The following is an 18,368-nucleotide window of genomic DNA, read 5'->3' as shown; positions in this document are numbered from 1 at the left end:
CCGTGGTCAGCGGCGCAGGATCGTGCTGCTCTCGGCCGCTTTCTCTTCCCAGCCGACTTGCTCCAGTTTCGGGCGTTCCGATTCTTCCGCCGGATAGCCGACACAGAGATAGGCGGTGAGGGACCAGCTTTCCGGTACATTCAGCGCCTCGGTGACACGAACCGGATCAAGGATCGAGAGCCAGCCCGCGCCAATGCCTTCCGCGCGGGCGGCGAGCCAGAAGGTGTGGATGGCATTCACGGTGGAGTAATCCAGCATCTCCGGCATGGTCTGCCGGCCGAGACCATGGCCGCGCGGGGTTCCGTGATCGGTGAAGATGGCGACCTGCTCCGGTGCCTGATCCAGTCCGGCCAGTTTCAGGCGGGCATAGAGCTGCTTTCGCTCGCCGTCATAGCCTTCAAGCGCTTGCCTGTTCGCATCCTCGAACGCAGCCCGGACGATTTTCCGGCGCTCCGGGTCGGAGACGGTAACGAAGCGCCAGGGCTGACTGTAGCCTACGGAAGGGGCGAGCGATGCGACCTCTACAAGGCGCTGCAGAGCTCCTTCGGGAAGCGGATCGGGCCGGAAGGCCCTGACGTCCCGGCGCCAGCGCAGCAGCTGTTCAAACCGCGTCCTGAACGCCTCGTCGAACTCTGGTGCTGGCTCGTCCTCTGTCATCGCCCGTACTGGTCGTCGAAACGTTCGATATCGTCTTCACCGAGATAAGAGCCGGATTGTACCTCGACGATGATCAGAGGCTCCTCCGTCGGGTTCTCCAACCGGTGAATCCAGCCGAGCGGGATGTCGACGGACTGATCTGCATCCAGATGAATGACGTCCAGCCGATCCATGTCCGGTCCGCGCGTGACCAGGGCTTTCCCTGATATCACGGTCCAGTGCTCGGCCCGGTGCTTGTGGCTTTGCAGGGAGAGTCGCCCGCCAGGTGTCACGGTGATGCGCTTGACCTGATAGCCGTCGCCGCTGTCGATATTGCGGTAGCTGCCCCAGGGCCGATAGGTGGTTGCGTGGCTGATCGCTTCCGGCCTGCCGTTCTGCTTCAGCGCCTCGACAGCGAGTTTCACGTCCTGATCGGATGCCATCGACGCGACCAGAATTGCGTCGGGGGATTCGACCACGATCAGCTTTTCCGTGCCGATGACGGTAACCAGCCGGGATTCGGCGCGTACCAGCGTATCCTTGACGTTGTGCAGCCAGACATCGCCATGCGTCGCGTTACCGTCCGCGTCCTTGTCCTGCACGGCCCAGAGCGCACTCCAGGAGCCGACATCGGACCATCCCGCATCCAGCGGCACGACGGCGCCGAGATGGGTTTTTTCCATGACGGCGTAGTCGATGGAGATCGATGGTGCGGCGGCAAAGGCTTCGCCGTCGAGGCGCTTGAAGTCGAGGTCCGAGACGCCCTTTTCCAGCGCCGCTTCCGCCGCGGTCAGAATGTCCGGCGCCAGCCGTTCAAGCTCGGTCAGGAAATCGGCAGCCCGGAAGAGGAAGGTTCCACTGTTCCAGTAATAGTCGCCCGCTTCGAGATAGCCTTGTGCGGTTTCGAGATCGGGTTTCTCGACAAATCCCTCGATCGCGTAGCAGCCGTCCATACCGTCGAGTATGCCGTCGCGGCGGATATAGCCATATCCGGTTTCCGGGAGAGTAGGTGTGATGCCGAAAGTAACCAGCCGCCCCGCTTTCGCGGCCACGGCACCGGTCGCGACGGCCGCACGAAAGGCGTCCGGACGCTCGACCCGGTGATCGGAAGCAAGCAGCAGAACAAGCCCGTCCGGATCGATACTCCGTACATGCAGGGCGGCAACCGCCGCCGCCGGGGCGGAATTGCGTCCGACCGGCTCGAGCAGGATGGCGGAGGTCTCGACGCCGGCGCTTTGAAGTTGCTCCGCAACGGCGAATCTGTGCTCCGCATTGCAGATCACGGAGGCGGGGCCAAAGCCTTCGGAGGCCGGGAATCGCAGCGCCGTTTCCTGCAGCATGGTCCGATCACTCAGTATCGGAAGCAGTTGCTTCGGGTAGAGCGCCCGGGAAACCGGCCAGAGCCGCGTGCCGGAGCCTCCGGAGAGGATGACAGGATAGATCATGTGCTAACCGCGCATTTTATGTATCAAAGAGGCTTACTAACATTCAGCACCGGACGGAAGCAGATCATGATCGTCGTGTTCGGATCGATTAATGCAGACATCTTTTTTTCCTTCGAAAAATTGCCCCGGCCGGGAGAAACTGTTCTGACCGACGGGTACAGTCTCCGTCCCGGCGGCAAGGGGGCTAATCAGGCGGTTTCGGCGGCGCGGGACGGGGCGGATGTCCGCTTTGTCGGGGCCGTTGGACGTGATCCGAATGCCTCCACCTGTATGGCGGCGCTGGAGGAGGCCGGGATTGACACCTCCAGCGTTCATGTCATTGACGGTGTGACCGGCACGGCTGTGATTGCTGTCGAGGCAAGTGGCGAGAATCAGATCCTCGTCGCCAGCGGCGCGAACACGAAAGTATCCGCGAAATGGCTGCGGGATGATCTTTTGACCCTGCAGACGACCCTGCTCTTGCAAATGGAATTGCCGCAGGCGGAGACCGAGGCGGCCATCCGGAAGGCGCGGGCGAAGGGCTGCCGGGTGATTCTCAACGATGCGCCGTTCCGGCCGCTTTCCCGGGAAGTGCTCGCCGATGTCGATATTCTCATCGCCAACGAGGAAGAGGCTATGGGGTTGCTTGGCGGTGGCCCGGATCTGGAGAAAGCGGATCTCGCGCGCGGTCTCGCCCGGCTTTGCCGGGGCACGGGGATTGTCACCATCGGTGCCGCGGGTGTCGTCGTCGCGCATGGTGACGGCTGTTTCAAGGTTCCGGCATTGCCGATTGCACCGGTTGATACGGTCGGTGCGGGGGATACGTTTTGCGGCGTTCTGAGCGCGGCGCTGGATCGTGGAGAGGATATGATCGATGCCGTTCGCCGGGCTGTTGCCGCCAGCGGGGTGATCTGCACCTTGCCAGGAGCCCAGTCTCCGGAGTTGAATGAGGAACGGATCAACGCGGCTTTGGCCGACCTGCCTTCCGTGACACATACCTGACTGACGACAGCAAAACAAAGAGCGGGCCCGAATAGCCCGGTGAGGACACATCATGACGACTGAAACCCTTTATGAGGGCGGCACCATTCTCGACGGAGCTGGCGCCAGCCTCGAAAACCACGGTGTGATGGTGCGCGACGGCAGGATCGTCGAGGTTGCCCCCCGTGACCGGTTTCAGGGCTTCACCGGTTTCCGGGTCGATTTCACCGGCGGCACGCTGCTGCCGGGTCTGGTCGATTGTCATGTGCATCTCTGCATGGGCGGCGAGGGCAACCCGGCCTCGGTCCAGGCGATGATGACGCCGGGCCAGATCACCATGGCGGCCTACAAGCACGCGCAGACTTCCCTGATGGGCGGGATCACCGCGCTCAGGGATTGCGGCGGCAAGGACTATCTGGAGCTTGCCGTACGCGATGCCTGCAACAGCGGCGCCCAGATCGGGCCGAGCATCCTTTGCTCCGGCAAGATCATCTGCATGACCGGCGGGCACGGCAACCGCAACGGCCGCATTGCCGATGGCGTTGACGAGGTGGTCAAGGCCGTGCGCGAGCAGATCTATGCCGGCTCCGACCTGATCAAGCTGATGGCGACCGGCGGCGTGATGACGCCGGGCGTGAGCCCCGAGGACGCGCATTTCACGGCGGAGGAAATGGCTGCGGGTGTGGCCGAGGGCAAACGCTTCCACAAGCGCGCGGCCAGCCATGCCCAGGGCGGTCTCGGTATCCTGAACGCCGTCCGCGCCGGTGTTGCCTCGATCGAGCACGGCATCTTCATGGACGATCAGTGCCTGAAGGAAATGCTGGAGGCCGGAACCTATCTGGTGCCAACCCTGGCGGCGGTGAAGAACATCGTTTCCAACAAGGATAACGGCGTTCCGCTGCAGGCGGTGGAGAAGGCCATACGGGTCGAGGAACGCCATATCCAATCGATCAAGATGTTCTATGACGCGGGCGGCAAGATCGCCATGGGCACCGACGCGGGCACGCCGTTCAACAAGCACGGCAAAAACGCACTGGAACTGCGCTACATGGTCGATATCGGCATCGCGCCGATGGACGCGATCATCTTCTCAACCAGCAACGGCATCGACCTGATGGGGCTGGAAGAACGTGGCACCGTCGCTGAAGGCAATCACGCCGATCTGCTGATCGTCGATGGCGATCCGCTGGCCGATATCGACCGGGTTGCGGATCGGGCGAACCATCGTATGGTGGTGAAGAACGGCGTTCCCGCGCGGATCCGCACGGATGATGCTGAGCACGAAACACGCAGCCCGGCGGACAATGTGCTCCGCTTTGCTTCAGCCGCCAACGCGGCTTTTTGATCTGAACTTGGGCCGCCAACGCGGCCTTCTGATTTCAAACCACGGAGCGGATTATCCAATGCCCATCAATAACCGGATCGCCGAGTTCCACGAGGAAATGACCGCATGGCGGCGTGAGCTGCACCGGCATCCCGAAACAGCGTTCGAGGAACATTGGACGGCCGCCTTCATTGCCGAGAAGCTGGAGAGCTTCGGTATCGAGGTGCATCGGGGGCTGGCCGGAACCGGCGTGATCGGCACATTGAAGGGCAACGGCGAGGGCGGTGCCATCGGCCTGCGCTCCGATATCGATGCGCTTGATATCACGGAGCAGACCGGCGTTGAGTACGCTTCGGAAAACCCCGGCAAGATGCATGCCTGCGGCCATGACGGACACACCACCATGCTGCTCGGCGCGGCCAAGTATCTGGCGGAAACCCGGAACTTCTCGGGAACCGTCCAGTTCATTTTCCAGCCTGCGGAAGAGAACGAAGGCGGCGGCCGGGTCATGGTCGAGGAAGGCCTGTTCGACAAGTTCCCGGTGGATTCCGTCTGGGGCATGCATAACTGGCCGGGCATGCCGGTTGGCACAGTCGCGGTCCGTCCGGGCCCGATGATGGCCGCCTATGACATGTTCGAGCTCGACATCAAGGGTGTCGGCGGGCATGGCGCCATGCCGCATCTCGGTATCGATCCGATTCTGGTCTCGGCCCAGGTGGTGACCGCCTTGCAAAGCATCGCCAGCCGCAATGTCGATCCGATGGACGCAGTGGTCGTATCGGTCACCAAGATCCACGGCGGCGATGCCTATAACGTCATTCCGGGCATGGTTCAGCTCGCGGGAACAACCCGCTCCTTCCGTCCGGAAGTGCGGGACATGATCGAGCCGAAAATGAAGCAGATCATCGACGGCGTCTGTGCCGGTTTCGGGGCGACGGCAGAGCTGCGCTATGAGAAGCGCTATCCGCCGACCGTGAATTCGGATGCGGAATCCGCGATTGCCGCCCAGGTGGCCGAACGGCTTGTCGGCAGCGAGAAGGTGATTCTCGATCCGACCCCGAGCATGGGCGGCGAGGATTTCGCCTTCATGCTGGAGAAGAAGCCGGGTTGCTATATCTGGATGGGTAATGGCGGCGGCGGCGAAGGCAAGATGCTGCACAATGCAGGCTATGACTTCAATGACGAGGCTCTGCCCTGGGGCGCCAGCTACTGGAGCCAGCTTGTCGAGGACCAGTTGCCGCGGGCAAGCTGAACCCTGAAATCATAGAAAACAGAGAGCCAGTCTTTTCTGAAAGGCGCACCGCATGCTGACGGTCCAGGGCCTTGTAAGGCTGCATCTCGGACCTCTCGATCTTGAGGTCGCGGCAGGAGAGTGCGTGGCATTGCGCGGCCGCTCCGGCTCCGGGAAATCGCTTGTCTTGCGGGCCATTGCCGACCTCGATCCTGCCGATGGAACGGTCGTCCTGGGCGGGCGGGAGCGGAACACCATGTCCGCGCCCGACTGGCGCCGGCAGGTCGGCTATTTGCCGGCGGAACCCGGCTGGTGGACGGAGCGCGTCGCCACGCATTTCACCGACTGGAGCGCCTGCCGGCCCATGGCCGAACGGCTGGGGCTGGACCCGGCTGCGGGTGACTGGTCCATCTCCCGTCTCTCTTCGGGGGAGCGTCAGCGTCTCGGTCTCGTTCGGCTGCTGGAGAACCGGCCCCGCTGCCTGTTGCTGGACGAGCCGACGGCCGCGCTCGACGAAGCGGCAACGGCGGTGGTCGAGGATCTTGTCGCGGAACATTGCGAAGCTGGCGGGTGCTGTCTTTTTGTCACGCACGATCCGTCGCAATTCGCCCGCGTTGCCCGGCAAGGATACCGTCTTGAAGAGGGGAAACTTGTTCCGGAGGGGCGGACATGAATTATGTGACGCTCGACTATACGGACCTGGCTCTGGCGGCATCCCTGCTTCTGATCAACGGCGGGATTTCTGTAGTACTCTCGCTTGGTCTTGCCCGAAGCCTCGCCATCTCGGCGGTCCGGATGGTTGTGCAACTCCTGTTGATCGGGTTGATCCTCGATTTTCTGCTGGCTTCCGTCTCGCCGTTCTGGACCGGGCTTGCCGTGCTGGTGATGCTGGGATTTGCCGGGTACGAGGCCATGGCGCGGCAGGACCGGCGGCTGAAGGGCTTTTGGGCCTATGGGCTCGGCACTGGCGTGATGACGCTGGCTGCCTTGCTGGTGATGAGTTTTGCCCTGATTACACAGGTCGCGGCCGATCCCTGGTATCACCCGCAATATCTGCTGCCCATGCTTGGCATGGTTCTGGGCAATTGCATGACCGGCGTGGCGCTGGCCATTCGTTCTATCACCAGCGCGCTGGCCGATAGCCGGAGCGCGGTTGAGGCCCAGCTGACGCTTGGCCGGACATTCCGGTTGTCGGCCTTGCCCATGGTCCGTTCCGCACTGAAGACCGCCATGACCCCGACCATCAATTCAATGGCGGCGACGGGGCTGGTGTCTTTGCCCGGGATGATGACGGGGCAGATCCTTGCAGGTATCGATCCGGTCGAGGCCGTGAAGTACCAGCTTTTGGTCATGTTCCTGATCGCCGGTGCAACGGCAATTGGGGTTACCGGGGCTGTATTCGCAATCAGCCGGCGCCTTTCCGACAATCGCCACAGGTTAAGGTTGGATCGGCTGACGGATGGTTCTGTTTATTAGTGATGTTTGGTGTTTGTTTGTCTATTTATTGTTTTATTTTGGTAAAGTTTTATTTTAATTGGTTTATGTAATGTTTGGATTTTTCTGTCTTCTAAAATATATTTCTACGACGATCGAATGATTGTTCTGCGGTTATTGGGCTTTAAGAATGACCCGGCGATTGAACGTCAGGCGTCTCGTTTACGCCCGCAAGGAAGCCGACATAGAGTAGTTTGACGGGATCATTAGAGGCTATGAATCATTTTTCGGGTGTCCGTGGCGATAGGTCGCAAAATGATCGTCTGCGAAGAACCAAGGACCGCAAGGAACTGACGCCGGTTGCTGTCAAGACAGTGGCGACGCTGTTCGATCTTTGGGCATTGCCGCCGCGCAAAGCCGCGAAGCTGATGAATGTCGACGAGGCGACCTGGGCTGCAATGGATGATGGCAGCTGGCAGGGTATTCTTTCCGCCGAACAGCTTGAGCGGACGTCCGCTTTCGTTGCGATTTACCGTAGCCTGACCGATATTTTCGGGGAATCCACCGCGGAAAACTGGCCGATGGCCGCGAACCGGCTTGACCCTTTTCGCGGCAAGCCGCCCGTCGATTTCATGGCCTCTGGGGACCTCGACAGAATTCAGGCAGTCCGTCGTCATCTGAAAGCGGTTCAGCATGCGAAGGCGATTTGATCCGTACCCTGCAGTGCTCTTTCTATGGCTGGCGCATAAAAAAACATGAATAATTCAACGCACTTGCAAGATGCGCCCGTAGAACTTGCGGATGACGAGATCCGGAATGCCAGCCGGGCCATCCTCGCTGGACGGTTTCGCTCGGAATTCAGCGAGCAGGTCAAGCAGATCAGCTTCGTTGAGGAGATGGACGGCCTGCCTGAGCCGAAGCTCGCGTTTCTCTACAAGCTTTGGCTTGATAACGCGGACCCGGAGACCGGCCGGCATAACCGCTCGGACTTCGACATGGTGTCCATGCTCCCGGCGGTTGGAAATATCATGATCCTGGACGTTCTGCGGAACGGGCTGGACGGCCGCTACCGTCTTTACGGAACCGGTATAGCGGACTCATCAACGCGCGACTGGACCGGTCACACTGTTTCCGAGATGAACCGGATAACCCGTCATGAACAGGCGTTGATGTATCGCGCGGTCTATCTGAGTGTTTATGAGTCGAACAGGCCGATCTATTCGGAGCATCAGGCGCCGCTTCAGCTCAGCGGAAAGATCTGGCGCCGTCTGGTCTTGCCGGTCTCCTATGGCGGGGAGGTCTGCGAGCAGTTCATCGTCGGAAACATACCGGTCTCGTCGGTTCCGAAAGATACCGGGGAACAAGAAGGGCTGCTCTAGGGGAGCTTGTCCCGCGCAGGCTGTGCCGGGTTAGCTGCAGGGGGCGTTGTAAAGCCAGCCGCCGTCCGGATGCGGCCGGGCATAGACGTCGATCGACTGATCGAACCGCACATAGCAGGAAAACAGCGGCAGGGTCATGAAGTTGGTCAGCACCAGCGAGACCGTATCGCCACCGAACAATGTTCCCACCAGACAGATCTTGGTGCGCCCGTTGCGCGCCAGCCGGAAACTGGTCCGCTCCCGCGTTTTCAGCTGCACCCGTCCGGTGATGGTGAAGGGCGCGCGATTGCGCACCAGCACGCAGACCTCGCCGGTCTGTCCCGCGCCCGGCGGCGCTTTTCCGTCGCGCCTGTTCATGACTGTTGACTGTTCTTCCTCGCAGGCGGCGAGGCCGAACGTGGCAAGGAGGATGAGCAGGAGGGAAAAGGCGCGTATGCGGTTCATGGGGCCAAGCTAGAGACGGGGTGACAAGGCGTCAATGCGGCGCGGTATCTCATTGTCCGTGCCGTGCTTGTGTCCGGGGATCCAATGCATCCTGAAGCCCGTCGCCAAGGAAATTAAAGGCGATGACAGCGGCGAAAATCAGCATGCCGGGCCAGATGGCGAGCATGGGAGACAGGGAGATCAGATCCTGTGCGCCGGTCAGCATGTTACCCCAGCTCGGGATCGGCGGCTGGATGCCGAGGCCGAGGAAACTGAGCACGCTTTCGAACAGGATCACGTTACCGACAGTCAGCGTCATGGCGACGAGGATCGGGGAGGCGGCGTTGGGCAGGAGGTGCCGGAACAGAATGCGGGACGGCGGCAGGCCCTGGGCGCGGGCGGCTTCGATGAAGTCCCGCTCGCGCAGGCTGAGGACCGTGCCGCGCACCAGCCGCGCCGTTGTGGTCCAGCCCACCAGGGCGATGATCACGATGATGCGGTAGAGACTGAAATTCTCCGAATGTACCAGCTCCGGCGGCAGACCGAGCTTCGCCGGGTCTATGGCGGCCAGTACGATCAGCAACGGCAGCAGCGGCAGGGATATCACCCCGTCGGCGAGCCGCATCAGCACGGCGTCCGTAATGCCGCCTCGATAGCCCGCAATCAATCCGGCCACTGTGCCGATGGCCGTGGCGCTCAGGGCGGCTGCGATCCCGACCGTCAGCGATACCTGCCCGCCGTCAAGCAACCGCATCAGCAGGTCCCGGCCGATCTCGTCCGTGCCGAGTGGATGGGCGGCGGACGGTGGTGCCGCGATATTGAAGAGATCGATCGACGTGGCGTCGATATCGAAAGCGGCACCGATCAGGGGCGCGCTGGAACAAACAAGCAGCAGGCATGCAAGCAAAACCAGGCTGACGGCGGTTGAGCCGTCGCGCAGCAGGCGCCGGAGCGGTCCGCGCCGTGATTGTGCCGGATGATGGAGGGATATGCTCATGCCCGGCGCCCGCCGGTCAGCCGGATACGGGGATCAATCAGGCCATAGGCGATGTCGGCGGCGATGTTTGCGGCCAGGGTGACGGCGGTGGCCAGCAGCAACCCGACAAGGGCCAGGTTGTAATCGTTCCCCATTACGGCGTCATAGATCGTCTTGCCCATGCCGAGATAGGCGAACATGGTCTCGACGATCAGGGCACCGGAGAAGAGCGCGCCAAAATCGAGCGCCATGATGGTCACGACCGGGATCAGGGCATTGCGGAACCCGTGACGCCAGAGAATGGCCTGTTCGGTGACACCTTTTGCCCGCGCTGTCCGGATATAATCCTCACGCAGGACCTCGATCATCGCCGCCCGGCCGTGGCGGGTATATTGGGCGATGCTGGCGACGGCGAGGGTGACGACAGGGAGCGCCAGATGGGCCGCCCTGTCTCTGAAGCCGCCATCGCCGATGGTGACCATGCCGCTTGCCGGAAACAGACCGAGCGTGACGGCGAAAAGCAGGATCATCAGCAGGGCGAGCCAGAATGCCGGGACCGATATGCCGGCAAAGCAGAGCAGGTTGATCAAACGGTCCGCCATGCTGCCGGGGCGGCGGGCGGCGGCGACGCTTGCGGGTAGGGCGATGGAGACGGCAAGAAGGAAGGCCAGCCCCATCAGCAGCAGGGAGTTCAGCAGCCGTGGTGCCAGAACATCCAGCACCGGCGCGCCGAACAGCCTGGAATAACCAAGATCGCCTTTCAGGGCACCGGCCAGCCAATCGCCGTAGCGTTCGATAAAGGGCCGGTCGAGACCATGCAGGGCACGCAGCCGCGCCACGTCTGCGGATGTCACGCTGGGGTCGCCGGCCAGCATCAGGTCGATCGGATCGCCCGGCATCAGGGCCAGCAGCCCATAGGTTACGAAGGACATGACCCAAAGCAGGATCAGAGCCTGAAGCAGGCGGCGGATCAGGAATCCGGTCATGATGATCCGGGGACTCTCATGCTGCTACTGGCTCGCGCTCGATCCGTCGCGCCACTGTTCGATCCAGTAGGTGGAGCTGTATTTGTGCCCGGTCGGCCTCAGGCCCTTCAGCCATTTCGGCAGAATATAGGCCTCGGACCGGAAATAGAGCGGAATGACCGGCAGGTCCGTCGCATAGAGGATCTGCTGCTTGGCCCAGAGAGCGCGGCGCTTTTCCCGGTCGAGCTCGACTTCGATGGCGTCGATCAGCGCATCCATTTCAGGACTGTTGTAGCCGGTGGCGTTCTGACCGGCCCAGTTGTTCTCCTCGGTCGGGATCGAGGTTGAATAGAGCGTGGTCTTGGGCAGGGATTCCGGCGCCGAAAGCCAGGCGAACATGGCCATGGCCGGGAATTTACGCTTCAGGACGGTCTCGCCGAAAAACACCCGGGCAGGCTCGTTCCGGATCGTCACCTCGATGCCGACTCGTTTCCAGTAATCCTGCAGCACCTGTTCGACCAGCTCCCGGATCCGGTTCCCGGCCGTGGTCATGATCTCCAGACTGAGCTTCGTGCCGTCCGGTCTGTACCGGACACCGTCCTTGATCACGGTCCAGCCTGCCTCGTCCAGCAGCGCCTTGGCGCGGGACGGATCATAGGGATAGAGCGGCAGCTTGTCGTGATAGGCCCAGTCCAGCGGGTTGACCGCGCCATGGGCGACCGGCTGGTTGCCGTCGAACAGTCTGTCGGAGATGGCCTGCCGGTCGATGGCATGGAGCAGGGCCCGGCGCATCTTGACGTCGGCCAGCACCGGGTTGTCGAGATTGAACTCGATATGCTCGTAGATCAGGCCGGGCTTGTAGATAACGTCGAATGTGTCGCCATGGCGCTTCTCGAAACCGAGCGCCTGATCGAGGGTGAGGCCGGCCTCGCCCGCGATATAGTCTATGGAGCCGGAAAGCAGATTGGCTTCAAGCGCGGCGGTCTTTTCGATGGTCTTGACCACGATACGCTCAAAGGCCGGCTCCTTTCCCTGCCAGTGTTCGTTCCGGGTCAGCACGATATAGGCGCCCTCATTCACCTCCGTGACCCGGTAGGGGCCGTTATAGAGGCCTGGCGTGCCGGGCGCGGTCTTGTAGAGGGTGCGGTTCTTGTATTCGCGAGGGTTCGCGAAAGCGGCGCGTTCCAGATGGGCGGGCAGGAGCTGGAAATCGCCGAGCGTGTTGTAGCGGTAATCGATCTTGTCCCGGACGATGGTGAAGGTGCGCTCGTCCTCGACCTCGATATCGACAATTTCCTGATAGCTGTTGGCATCCGCGACGCCGGTTTCCGGATGCCGCCCGACTTCCCAACTGAACAGCACGTCATCGGTGGTAATCGGCGTGCCGTCGCTCCAGAGGGCGTCCGGCTTGATGGTGTAGGTGGTTCGCACGCCTTCCTGGCCGGTTTCCTTGCCTGCGGCGTCAAGTACAGCAAAGCGTTTCGCCCGCTTGTTCTCGAAGGTCGGCAGTTCGGTGCACCAGATGCAGATCGGCTCCCAGTCATGGCCGAAGATGGTGATCTGCCGTTGCGCCATGCCGAGCACATAGGTCTTCACCAGCATGGAATCGATCATCGGGTTCAGCGTCGTCGGGAACTGGGTAATCCCGATGACGAGTTGTTCGCGCGCATCGGCGGGGCGGGCAAGGGGAAGTGCGGAAAGCAACAGGAACAGCCAGAAGGTCAGGACGCGGGCGGATCGTCGCATCGGGGGCTGTCTCCGTCTCAGTGGATAGATTTTATAAGGATAGGAGGCACGGCGGGTGATTTCCAGCGCCGTGCCCCTGCATCGGTGATCAGGTAAGCGGAATATCCAGCACATGCTTCTTGAAGGCTGGCCGTGCGGCAATGCGCGAGTACCAGGCTTCCAGCGCGGGCATGGATGGCCGGTCCTGGATCAGGGTCAGCCAGCGATAGCAATTTATGGCAAGCACGATGTCCGCCATGGTCAGCCTGTCGCCCATGATGTAGTCGCGGCCCGTCAGCCGTTCGTCGAGGATTTTCCAGATCGGGATCATGCTTTCCCGCGCGGCCTCTATCGCCGCCAGATCGCGCTCTGCTTCGGGAGTCCGGACCAGGCCCCAGAAAATTACCGTGATCGGGGCCAGAACGGTGGTCTGCAGCCAATCCATCCAGCGATCCGCATCCGCATAGGCACGCGGGTCCGCCGGGGCCATGTCGCCAGCCGAGTATTTGTTGCAGAGATAGCGAACGATGGCGTTGGATTCCCAGAGGACAAAATCGTCCTCGATAATCGTCGGAACCCGGGAGTTGGGGTTCAGGGAAAGGTAATGACTGTCTTTCGTGTTGGCGAAGGCACCGCCGAAATCTTCGCGCTCGTTCGGTATCGACAACTCCTCGCAGAGCCAGGTTACCTTCTGCACGTTGCTCGAATTATTACGGCCGAGAATCCTCAGCATCACTCTTCCCCACTTTGATTTTTACAGGTTTGTTTTATCAGACGTCGACAGTCTCGCGGCTGGCGGCCCAGCCGTCCGGATCGCGCAGGAACTGGCGTACTTCGTTGAGCTGCGCTTCGGTAAAGCCGCGCTTCTCCGCCGCCGCCAGCACATCCCACCAGGTGCAGAGCCCGTGCAGGTCCACGCCCTTTTCCTTCATGGAAGAGGTGCTCTGCGGGAAATTGCCGTAATGGAAAACCACGAAGCAGTGGGCGACTTCGCCGCCAGCCTCGCGAATGGCGTCGATGAAGGAGAGCTTGGAGCCACCGTCCGTCGCCAGATCCTCGACCAGCAGGATGCGCGCGCCTTCCTCGAAAGTGCCTTCGATCCGGGCGTTGCGGCCGAAGCCCTTCGGCTTCTTGCGGATATAGAGCATCGGCAGGCCGAGCAGGTCAGCGATCCAGGCGGCAAAGGGAATGCCTGCCGTTTCGCCGCCAGCCACGGCATCGAATTGCTCGAACCCGGCTTTCTGGGCGAGCAGCTCGACGCCCATTTCCATCAGCTGCTTCCGGGCGCGCGGGAAGCTGATGATCTTGCGGCAATCCACATAGACCGGGCTGAGACGGCCGGATGTGAAGGTGAACGGCTCTTCCGGGCGGATGTGAACGGCTTCGATTTCAAGCAGGATATTCGCTGCGGTCTCGGCGATGCTCTGGCGGAAGTCGGGTGTCTGGCTCTCGTCCATCGACGGGGGATCTCCTAAGGCGGGCAAGTCGATTTTTGGCGAGCATAAACCAAGCGTCAGCGCTGTTCACCCTCGGAAAGCAGGATTGTTTTCAAGCGGTCGTGAGAAAGTGCCGCTACGGGCTCGTTCAGAATCAGAGTGCCCCGATGCAGCACGGCGATCCGGTCGGCGACGGCAAGCGCCGTGGCTGTGCTTTGCTCGGCCAGAAGCACGGCGGCACCGTCATTCGCGAGCTGCCGGATGGCGGGAAACAGCTCCTGACAGATGACGGGGGCAAGGCCGAGAGACGGCTCGTCCAGCAGCAGGATTTCCGGGCGCTGCATCAACGCGCGGGCGATGGCGACAACCTGTTGTTGCCCGCCGCTGAGGCTCCAGCTCTCCCGGTCAAGAATGGTGCCGAGCAGGGGGAAGAGATCCGTGAGCTCTTCGATCCGTGCGAGGCGCTGTCCGCGTGTTGCCTTCATTGCCGCATGCAGCGTGTCTGAAACGGACATGCCGGGGAACAGGCGACGTCCTTCGGGACAATAGCCGATGCCGCGCTGCGCCCGGTCCGGCGTATCGCTTCCGGCAAGCGACTGCTCCCGGAACAGGATTTCTCCACCCGCGAGCGCTTCCAGTCCCATGGCGGCCCGCAGCAGGCTTGATTTACCGGCGCCGTTCAGGCCGATGAGGGCGAGGATCTCGCCTGGTGCGACCTCGAGTGTAAGGCTGCGCACCGCAAGCGCGCCGCCACGCCGGACCGAAACATCCCGGAAAGAGAGCAGGGAGGCACTCACAGCGGGCTCTCCCCGAAATAGGCGCTGATGGCCGCCGGATCACGGGCGACATCGGCAGGCGTTCCCTCGGCGACGACCTGCCCGGCACTGAGGCAGATCACCCGGTCCGCCAGCGGCAGCAGGAAATCCATCGCGTGGTCGATCAGCAGGATGCCGTGACCCGCATCCGCCAGCCGTTTCAGCAGGGCGGAAAGTTCCGAGCGCTCTACCTCGTTCATGCCGGCAGCCGGCTCGTCCAGGGCGAGGATGGAGGCGCCGGTGGCAAGCGCGCGGGCGATTTCGAGATGTTTCAGGGCCGCCGGTGGCAGGGTTCCCGATCGCTCGTTGACGTGGTTTGCAAGGCCGACCTCAGTCAGCCGGGTCAGGGCGCTCTCGCCTTCTATCCTTGCGGCCTCGACGCTTTCCAGCACGGTCAGGTCCGGCGCGATCTGGGGATGCTGAAAGCTGCGGCAGAGACCGGCCCGGGCGATATATTCCGGCGGCCTGCCGGTAATGTCATCGTCGCCGAGCCGGACGCACCCTCCATCCGGCTTTTCGATACCGGAGAGCAGATTGACCAGCGTTGTCTTGCCGGAGCCGTTCGGGCCGATCAGGCCGAGAATTTCACCGGGGGCAAGAGTGAGGGAGACGCCGTCGAGCGCGGTCACGCCGCCGAAGCGCTTGGAGACTTCCTCAACTGCCAGCCTGAGCGGGGCAGGTGGGCGCGGCGGCATATCCTTGTCTGGTGCTGCCGCGGGCGTTTTGCTTGTCCCGAACAGACCGGCAAGCCCGCGCGGCAGGAAGATGATGGCCGCCAGCAATGCGGCGCCATAGACCACGAGATAATAGTCGGCAAATCCCCGGAACCATTCAGGCAGATGGACGAGCAACAGGGCACCAAGCACGGCCCCGAGGGGAGAGGCGCGTCCGCCGATCACGGTCATGGCCAGGATCAGCACCAGAACGTGGAACTGCAGCACGTCCGGTGAGACGACACCGACCGCATGCGCCTGCAATGCTCCGGCAAGACCGCCGAAGGCGGCGCTGGCGATGAAGAAGCGAAAACGGATCCCCGCCCCGTCGATGCCGAGCGCGGAGGCGGCAAGCGGTGCTTCGCGCAAGGTCTCGACCGCAAGACCGCGTTGTCCGGCCGTCATCCGGTGGGAGATATAGAGGGCAAATCCGACGCAGGCCCAGACCAGCATGGTGAGCGGCAGGCCGTGCCCGAAGGACACCGCGCCGACCTCGATGGGCGGCACTCCGTAGAGGCCGTTCGCGCCACCTGTGACCGCCGTCCAGTTCGTGGCGGCAAGCAGGGCGAGCTGGGCGATGCCGAGGGTGGCGAGGGCGAAATAGTGCGAGGCGAGACGCAGCACCGGGATGGCGATAAGTGCCGCCAGAAGGCTCGGCAACAGGATGCCCGCAGCCAGCGTCAGCGGAAATCCGAGGCCGAGTTCCAGCGCGCCAAGACCAGCCGCGTAGGCGCCAAGCCCGAAGAAGCAGCCCTGCGCCAGCGACAACGCGCCAAGGCGGCCGAAAATGAGCTGATAGCCGATGGCGGCAACGGCATAGATCCCGGCACGGGTCAGCACATGCAGCGCGTAATCACCTGCGAAGAACAGGGCATAGAGCGCCAGCGCTCCGGCGCCGATGCCCAGAGCCAGCCTGGAGTGCGCATCAGACACGGGCGCGCGCCCGCTCCGGCAACAGCCCGGATGGCCGGAAGACCAGCATGATCAGCAGCAGGGCATAGAGCAGCGCCTCCGCCACCAGATAGGAGGCGAACGCGGCCACGAGTGTCTCGAAGATACCGATCAGCAGCGCGCCGATCACCGCCCCGTCGAGTCTGCCCCAGCCGCCAATGGTGACCGCGATATAGGCTTTCAGCATGAACAGCCCGCCATCGTTCGGACTGACGAAGAACTGGTTGGACAGCAGCAGGCCCGCCGCGCCCGCGAGGGCGATGGCGAGTGCGAAGGAGAGGGTGATCATGCGTTTCGAGCGGATACCGATGGCGGCGGCCATTTCCGGGTCCTGCGCCACGGCCCGCATATGCCGCCCGGTCTGGGTCCGGCCGAGAAACAGCCCGGTGCCGGAAATCAGCACGGCGGCACAGATCATTACGGCGATCTGCTGAAGCGAGATGGAGAGGGCGCCGATGGTCAGGCTGTCGCCTGCGATCAGGGGCGGCCCGGCACGGGGTGCTGCACCGAACAGAGCGTTCGCCAGATGTTGCAGCACCAGCCCGGCGGCGATGGTGCTGACGAAAACCGCGACCTGATGGCGTTTGTGGACGGGGAAATAGGCAATCCAGGCAAAACCTGCCCCGATCAACCCCATCAGCGCCATCACCAGCGGCAGCAGGAAAAGTCCCGGCAGCGCGGTCGCCTCACCGATCAGCGGAGCGAGTGCGATGGCGGCGAACCCGCCCGCCATGACCAGCTCGCCCTGGGCGAAATTCACCGCTCCCGCCGCATTCAGTACGATGACGAAGCCGAGTGCGATCAAGGCGTAAGCGGCCCCGAGAGCGAGGCCGTTCAACAGGATCTGGGTGAGGGCAATGGCTGACATGGCTTGTCCGGGTGCCGGGATGCAGCCTATTTCACGCCGCTGATATTCTCGTAGCGCCGCTTGATTGCGGGCACCGCGCTTTTGCCATCGTAACAAACGATGACCGCGTCATGCGCCATGTTGCCCTTGCCGTCGGATTTGTAGGTCATGGCGAGCCCGTCATAGCTGTTGCCTGCCAGCCAGTCTCGCACTTCCTTGGCCGTTCTGGCGCCTGAATTCCGCGCCGCGATCATCATGGCTGCGCCGTCATACTGGGCCAGCGCGAAGGCGTCCGGCTCGGTGCCGAAGCGGGCGCGGTATTCCGCGGTGAAATCCTCAACCGGCCCTTCCGGCTCGGAGATTGGCGAGGAGGCGCTTTCGGCGCAGACACCAGCGAGCTGTTTCGGCTCCAGCAGGGCGGCCGTGGTCGGCTGGTGCATGGCGGAGCCGGCGAGGATCGGCAGCGCGATGTTCTGGTCCCGGGCCTGGCGTATAACCAGCGCGGTGGAGCCGGAATGCAGATGCAACAGGATCAGGTCGGGATTGGCCTCCTGCATTCGGGTCAGGGCCGGAAGCATGTCCTTCACGGAGATGTCGATGGCTTCCTCGAACACCAGCGGTGCGCCGAGCTCCTGCATGATCCGGCGCAGATGCTCCGCGCCGCTCTGCCCGTAGGCGGTGGTCTGGTACAGCAGGGCCGGCCGCTTGGCGCCGAGTTCCTCTACCGCGTAGCGGGCCTGCGCCACTTTCACGACGCGGTCGCCCGGGAAGAAACGGAACACCCAGGGAATGCCAAGCTCGGTGATCTTCGCCGTGCCGGAAACGGTGAGCAGCGGCACACCGGCTCGGCCCGCGATCGGCAGCATGGCAAGCATTTGCGTGCCCAGCATGGAAGCAACGGCGGCACTCGGCTCGTCTTCCAGCGCGCGGCGCAGTGCGGTGACGGCGCCCTCGGGCGACGTGCCCGTGTCTGTCACTTCGGCATCCAGATCGAGATCCTTGCCATAGCGCTCGATGGCAAGTACCGCGCCGTTGCGCTGGGACGTGCCTTCGAGCGACAGGAAGCCGGTGATCGGCACCAGAACGGGGATGGTTTCGGCTTTTGCGG

The 18,368-nt window shown here is 62.6% G+C and carries 19 protein-coding genes; 7 read left to right on the top strand and 12 right to left on the bottom strand.

Translation table 11 applies throughout. The annotated features are described in order from the left end of the window. Positions 1-6: 6 nt before the first annotated feature. Both bluB and AAC126_RS04790 read right to left on the bottom strand, forming a co-directional pair. Positions 7-657 carry a 5,6-dimethylbenzimidazole synthase gene (gene bluB / locus AAC126_RS04795; protein ID WP_339850586.1) on the bottom strand — a complete coding sequence of 217 codons (651 nt, stop codon included), beginning with the start codon at positions 655-657 and terminating at the stop codon, positions 7-9. Continuing rightward, on the bottom strand, positions 654-2,081 hold the full coding sequence (locus tag AAC126_RS04790; protein ID WP_339850585.1) for a mannose-1-phosphate guanylyltransferase/mannose-6-phosphate isomerase: 1,428 nt from the start codon (positions 2,079-2,081) through the stop codon (positions 654-656). Before AAC126_RS04790 ends, bluB begins: the two co-directional genes overlap by 4 nt. A gap of 66 nt (positions 2,082-2,147) precedes the next feature. On the opposite strand from AAC126_RS04790, the gene AAC126_RS04785 reads away from it, so the two are divergent. The 7 genes from AAC126_RS04785 to AAC126_RS04755 all read left to right on the top strand — a co-directional run bounded on the left by AAC126_RS04785 (position 2,148) and on the right by AAC126_RS04755 (position 8,409). Then, on the top strand, positions 2,148-3,062 hold the full coding sequence (locus AAC126_RS04785) for a ribokinase (protein WP_339850584.1): 915 nt from the start codon (positions 2,148-2,150) through the stop codon (positions 3,060-3,062). Positions 3,063-3,114: 52 nt separating this feature from the next. Next, positions 3,115-4,386: an amidohydrolase family protein gene (locus AAC126_RS04780; protein WP_339850582.1), complete on the top strand. Its 1,272-nt coding sequence runs from the start codon at positions 3,115-3,117 to the stop codon at positions 4,384-4,386. Between the two features lie 58 nt (positions 4,387-4,444). Continuing rightward, positions 4,445-5,617, top strand: coding sequence for a M20 aminoacylase family protein (locus AAC126_RS04775; RefSeq protein ID WP_339850581.1), 1,173 nt, complete (start codon positions 4,445-4,447; stop codon positions 5,615-5,617). A 52-nt stretch (positions 5,618-5,669) separates the two neighbouring features. Then, entirely contained in the window at positions 5,670-6,269 is a 600-nt protein-coding gene (locus tag AAC126_RS04770; RefSeq protein ID WP_339850580.1) for an ABC transporter ATP-binding protein, read from the top strand. Beyond that, positions 6,266-7,072 carry an ABC transporter permease gene (locus AAC126_RS04765; protein ID WP_339850579.1) on the top strand — a complete coding sequence of 269 codons (807 nt, stop codon included), beginning with the start codon at positions 6,266-6,268 and terminating at the stop codon, positions 7,070-7,072. Before AAC126_RS04770 ends, AAC126_RS04765 begins: the two co-directional genes overlap by 4 nt. Before the next feature lie 233 nt (positions 7,073-7,305). Further along, the gene (locus AAC126_RS04760) at positions 7,306-7,740 is read left to right on the top strand and encodes a hypothetical protein (protein WP_339850577.1); all 435 of its coding nucleotides are present in this window, start codon (positions 7,306-7,308) and stop codon (positions 7,738-7,740) included. A gap of 45 nt (positions 7,741-7,785) precedes the next feature. Next, positions 7,786-8,409, top strand: coding sequence for a hypothetical protein (locus AAC126_RS04755; protein ID WP_339850575.1), 624 nt, complete (start codon positions 7,786-7,788; stop codon positions 8,407-8,409). Positions 8,410-8,439: 30 nt separating this feature from the next. On the opposite strand, the gene AAC126_RS04750 is transcribed toward AAC126_RS04755, so the two are convergent. From AAC126_RS04750 to AAC126_RS04705, 10 genes are all read right to left on the bottom strand, one after another. Beyond that, complete coding sequence (locus tag AAC126_RS04750) at positions 8,440-8,853, bottom strand: hypothetical protein (RefSeq protein WP_339850574.1); 414 nt, start codon at positions 8,851-8,853, stop codon at positions 8,440-8,442. A gap of 49 nt (positions 8,854-8,902) precedes the next feature. Continuing rightward, positions 8,903-9,829, bottom strand: a complete 927-nt coding sequence (locus AAC126_RS04745; RefSeq protein WP_339850572.1) for an ABC transporter permease — start codon at positions 9,827-9,829, stop codon at positions 8,903-8,905. After that, complete coding sequence (locus AAC126_RS04740) at positions 9,826-10,794, bottom strand: ABC transporter permease (RefSeq protein WP_339850570.1); 969 nt, start codon at positions 10,792-10,794, stop codon at positions 9,826-9,828. The genes AAC126_RS04745 and AAC126_RS04740 overlap by 4 nt, the downstream gene beginning before the upstream one ends. Before the next feature lie 24 nt (positions 10,795-10,818). Then, positions 10,819-12,519 (bottom strand): peptide ABC transporter substrate-binding protein, encoded by a 1,701-nt coding sequence (locus AAC126_RS04735; protein WP_339850569.1) that lies wholly within the window; start codon positions 12,517-12,519, stop codon positions 10,819-10,821. Positions 12,520-12,607: 88 nt separating this feature from the next. After that, entirely contained in the window at positions 12,608-13,231 is a 624-nt protein-coding gene (locus AAC126_RS04730; protein ID WP_339850568.1) for a glutathione S-transferase family protein, read from the bottom strand. Positions 13,232-13,268: 37 nt separating this feature from the next. Further along, the gene (locus tag AAC126_RS04725; RefSeq protein ID WP_339850566.1) at positions 13,269-13,955 is read right to left on the bottom strand and encodes an orotate phosphoribosyltransferase; all 687 of its coding nucleotides are present in this window, start codon (positions 13,953-13,955) and stop codon (positions 13,269-13,271) included. Between the two features lie 56 nt (positions 13,956-14,011). Further along, positions 14,012-14,731 carry an ATP-binding cassette domain-containing protein gene (locus tag AAC126_RS04720; protein WP_339850564.1) on the bottom strand — a complete coding sequence of 240 codons (720 nt, stop codon included), beginning with the start codon at positions 14,729-14,731 and terminating at the stop codon, positions 14,012-14,014. Further along, complete coding sequence (locus AAC126_RS04715) at positions 14,728-16,395, bottom strand: branched-chain amino acid ABC transporter ATP-binding protein/permease (protein WP_339850563.1); 1,668 nt, start codon at positions 16,393-16,395, stop codon at positions 14,728-14,730. Before AAC126_RS04715 ends, AAC126_RS04720 begins: the two co-directional genes overlap by 4 nt. Then, a complete protein-coding gene (locus AAC126_RS04710) occupies positions 16,388-17,281 on the bottom strand; it encodes a branched-chain amino acid ABC transporter permease (RefSeq protein ID WP_339850561.1) in 894 nt (297 codons plus the stop codon). Before AAC126_RS04710 ends, AAC126_RS04715 begins: the two co-directional genes overlap by 8 nt. Positions 17,282-17,307: 26 nt before the next feature. After that, on the bottom strand, positions 17,308-18,368 hold a 1,061-nt coding region (locus AAC126_RS04705; protein WP_339850559.1), incomplete at its 5' end, for an ABC transporter substrate-binding protein.

Source organism: uncultured Nisaea sp., from assembly GCF_963974195.1.
Lineage (GTDB): Bacteria > Pseudomonadota > Alphaproteobacteria > Thalassobaculales > Thalassobaculaceae > Nisaea.
Note: the sequence above shows the minus strand (reverse complement) of the source record. Positions and strands in the feature narration are given on the sequence as shown.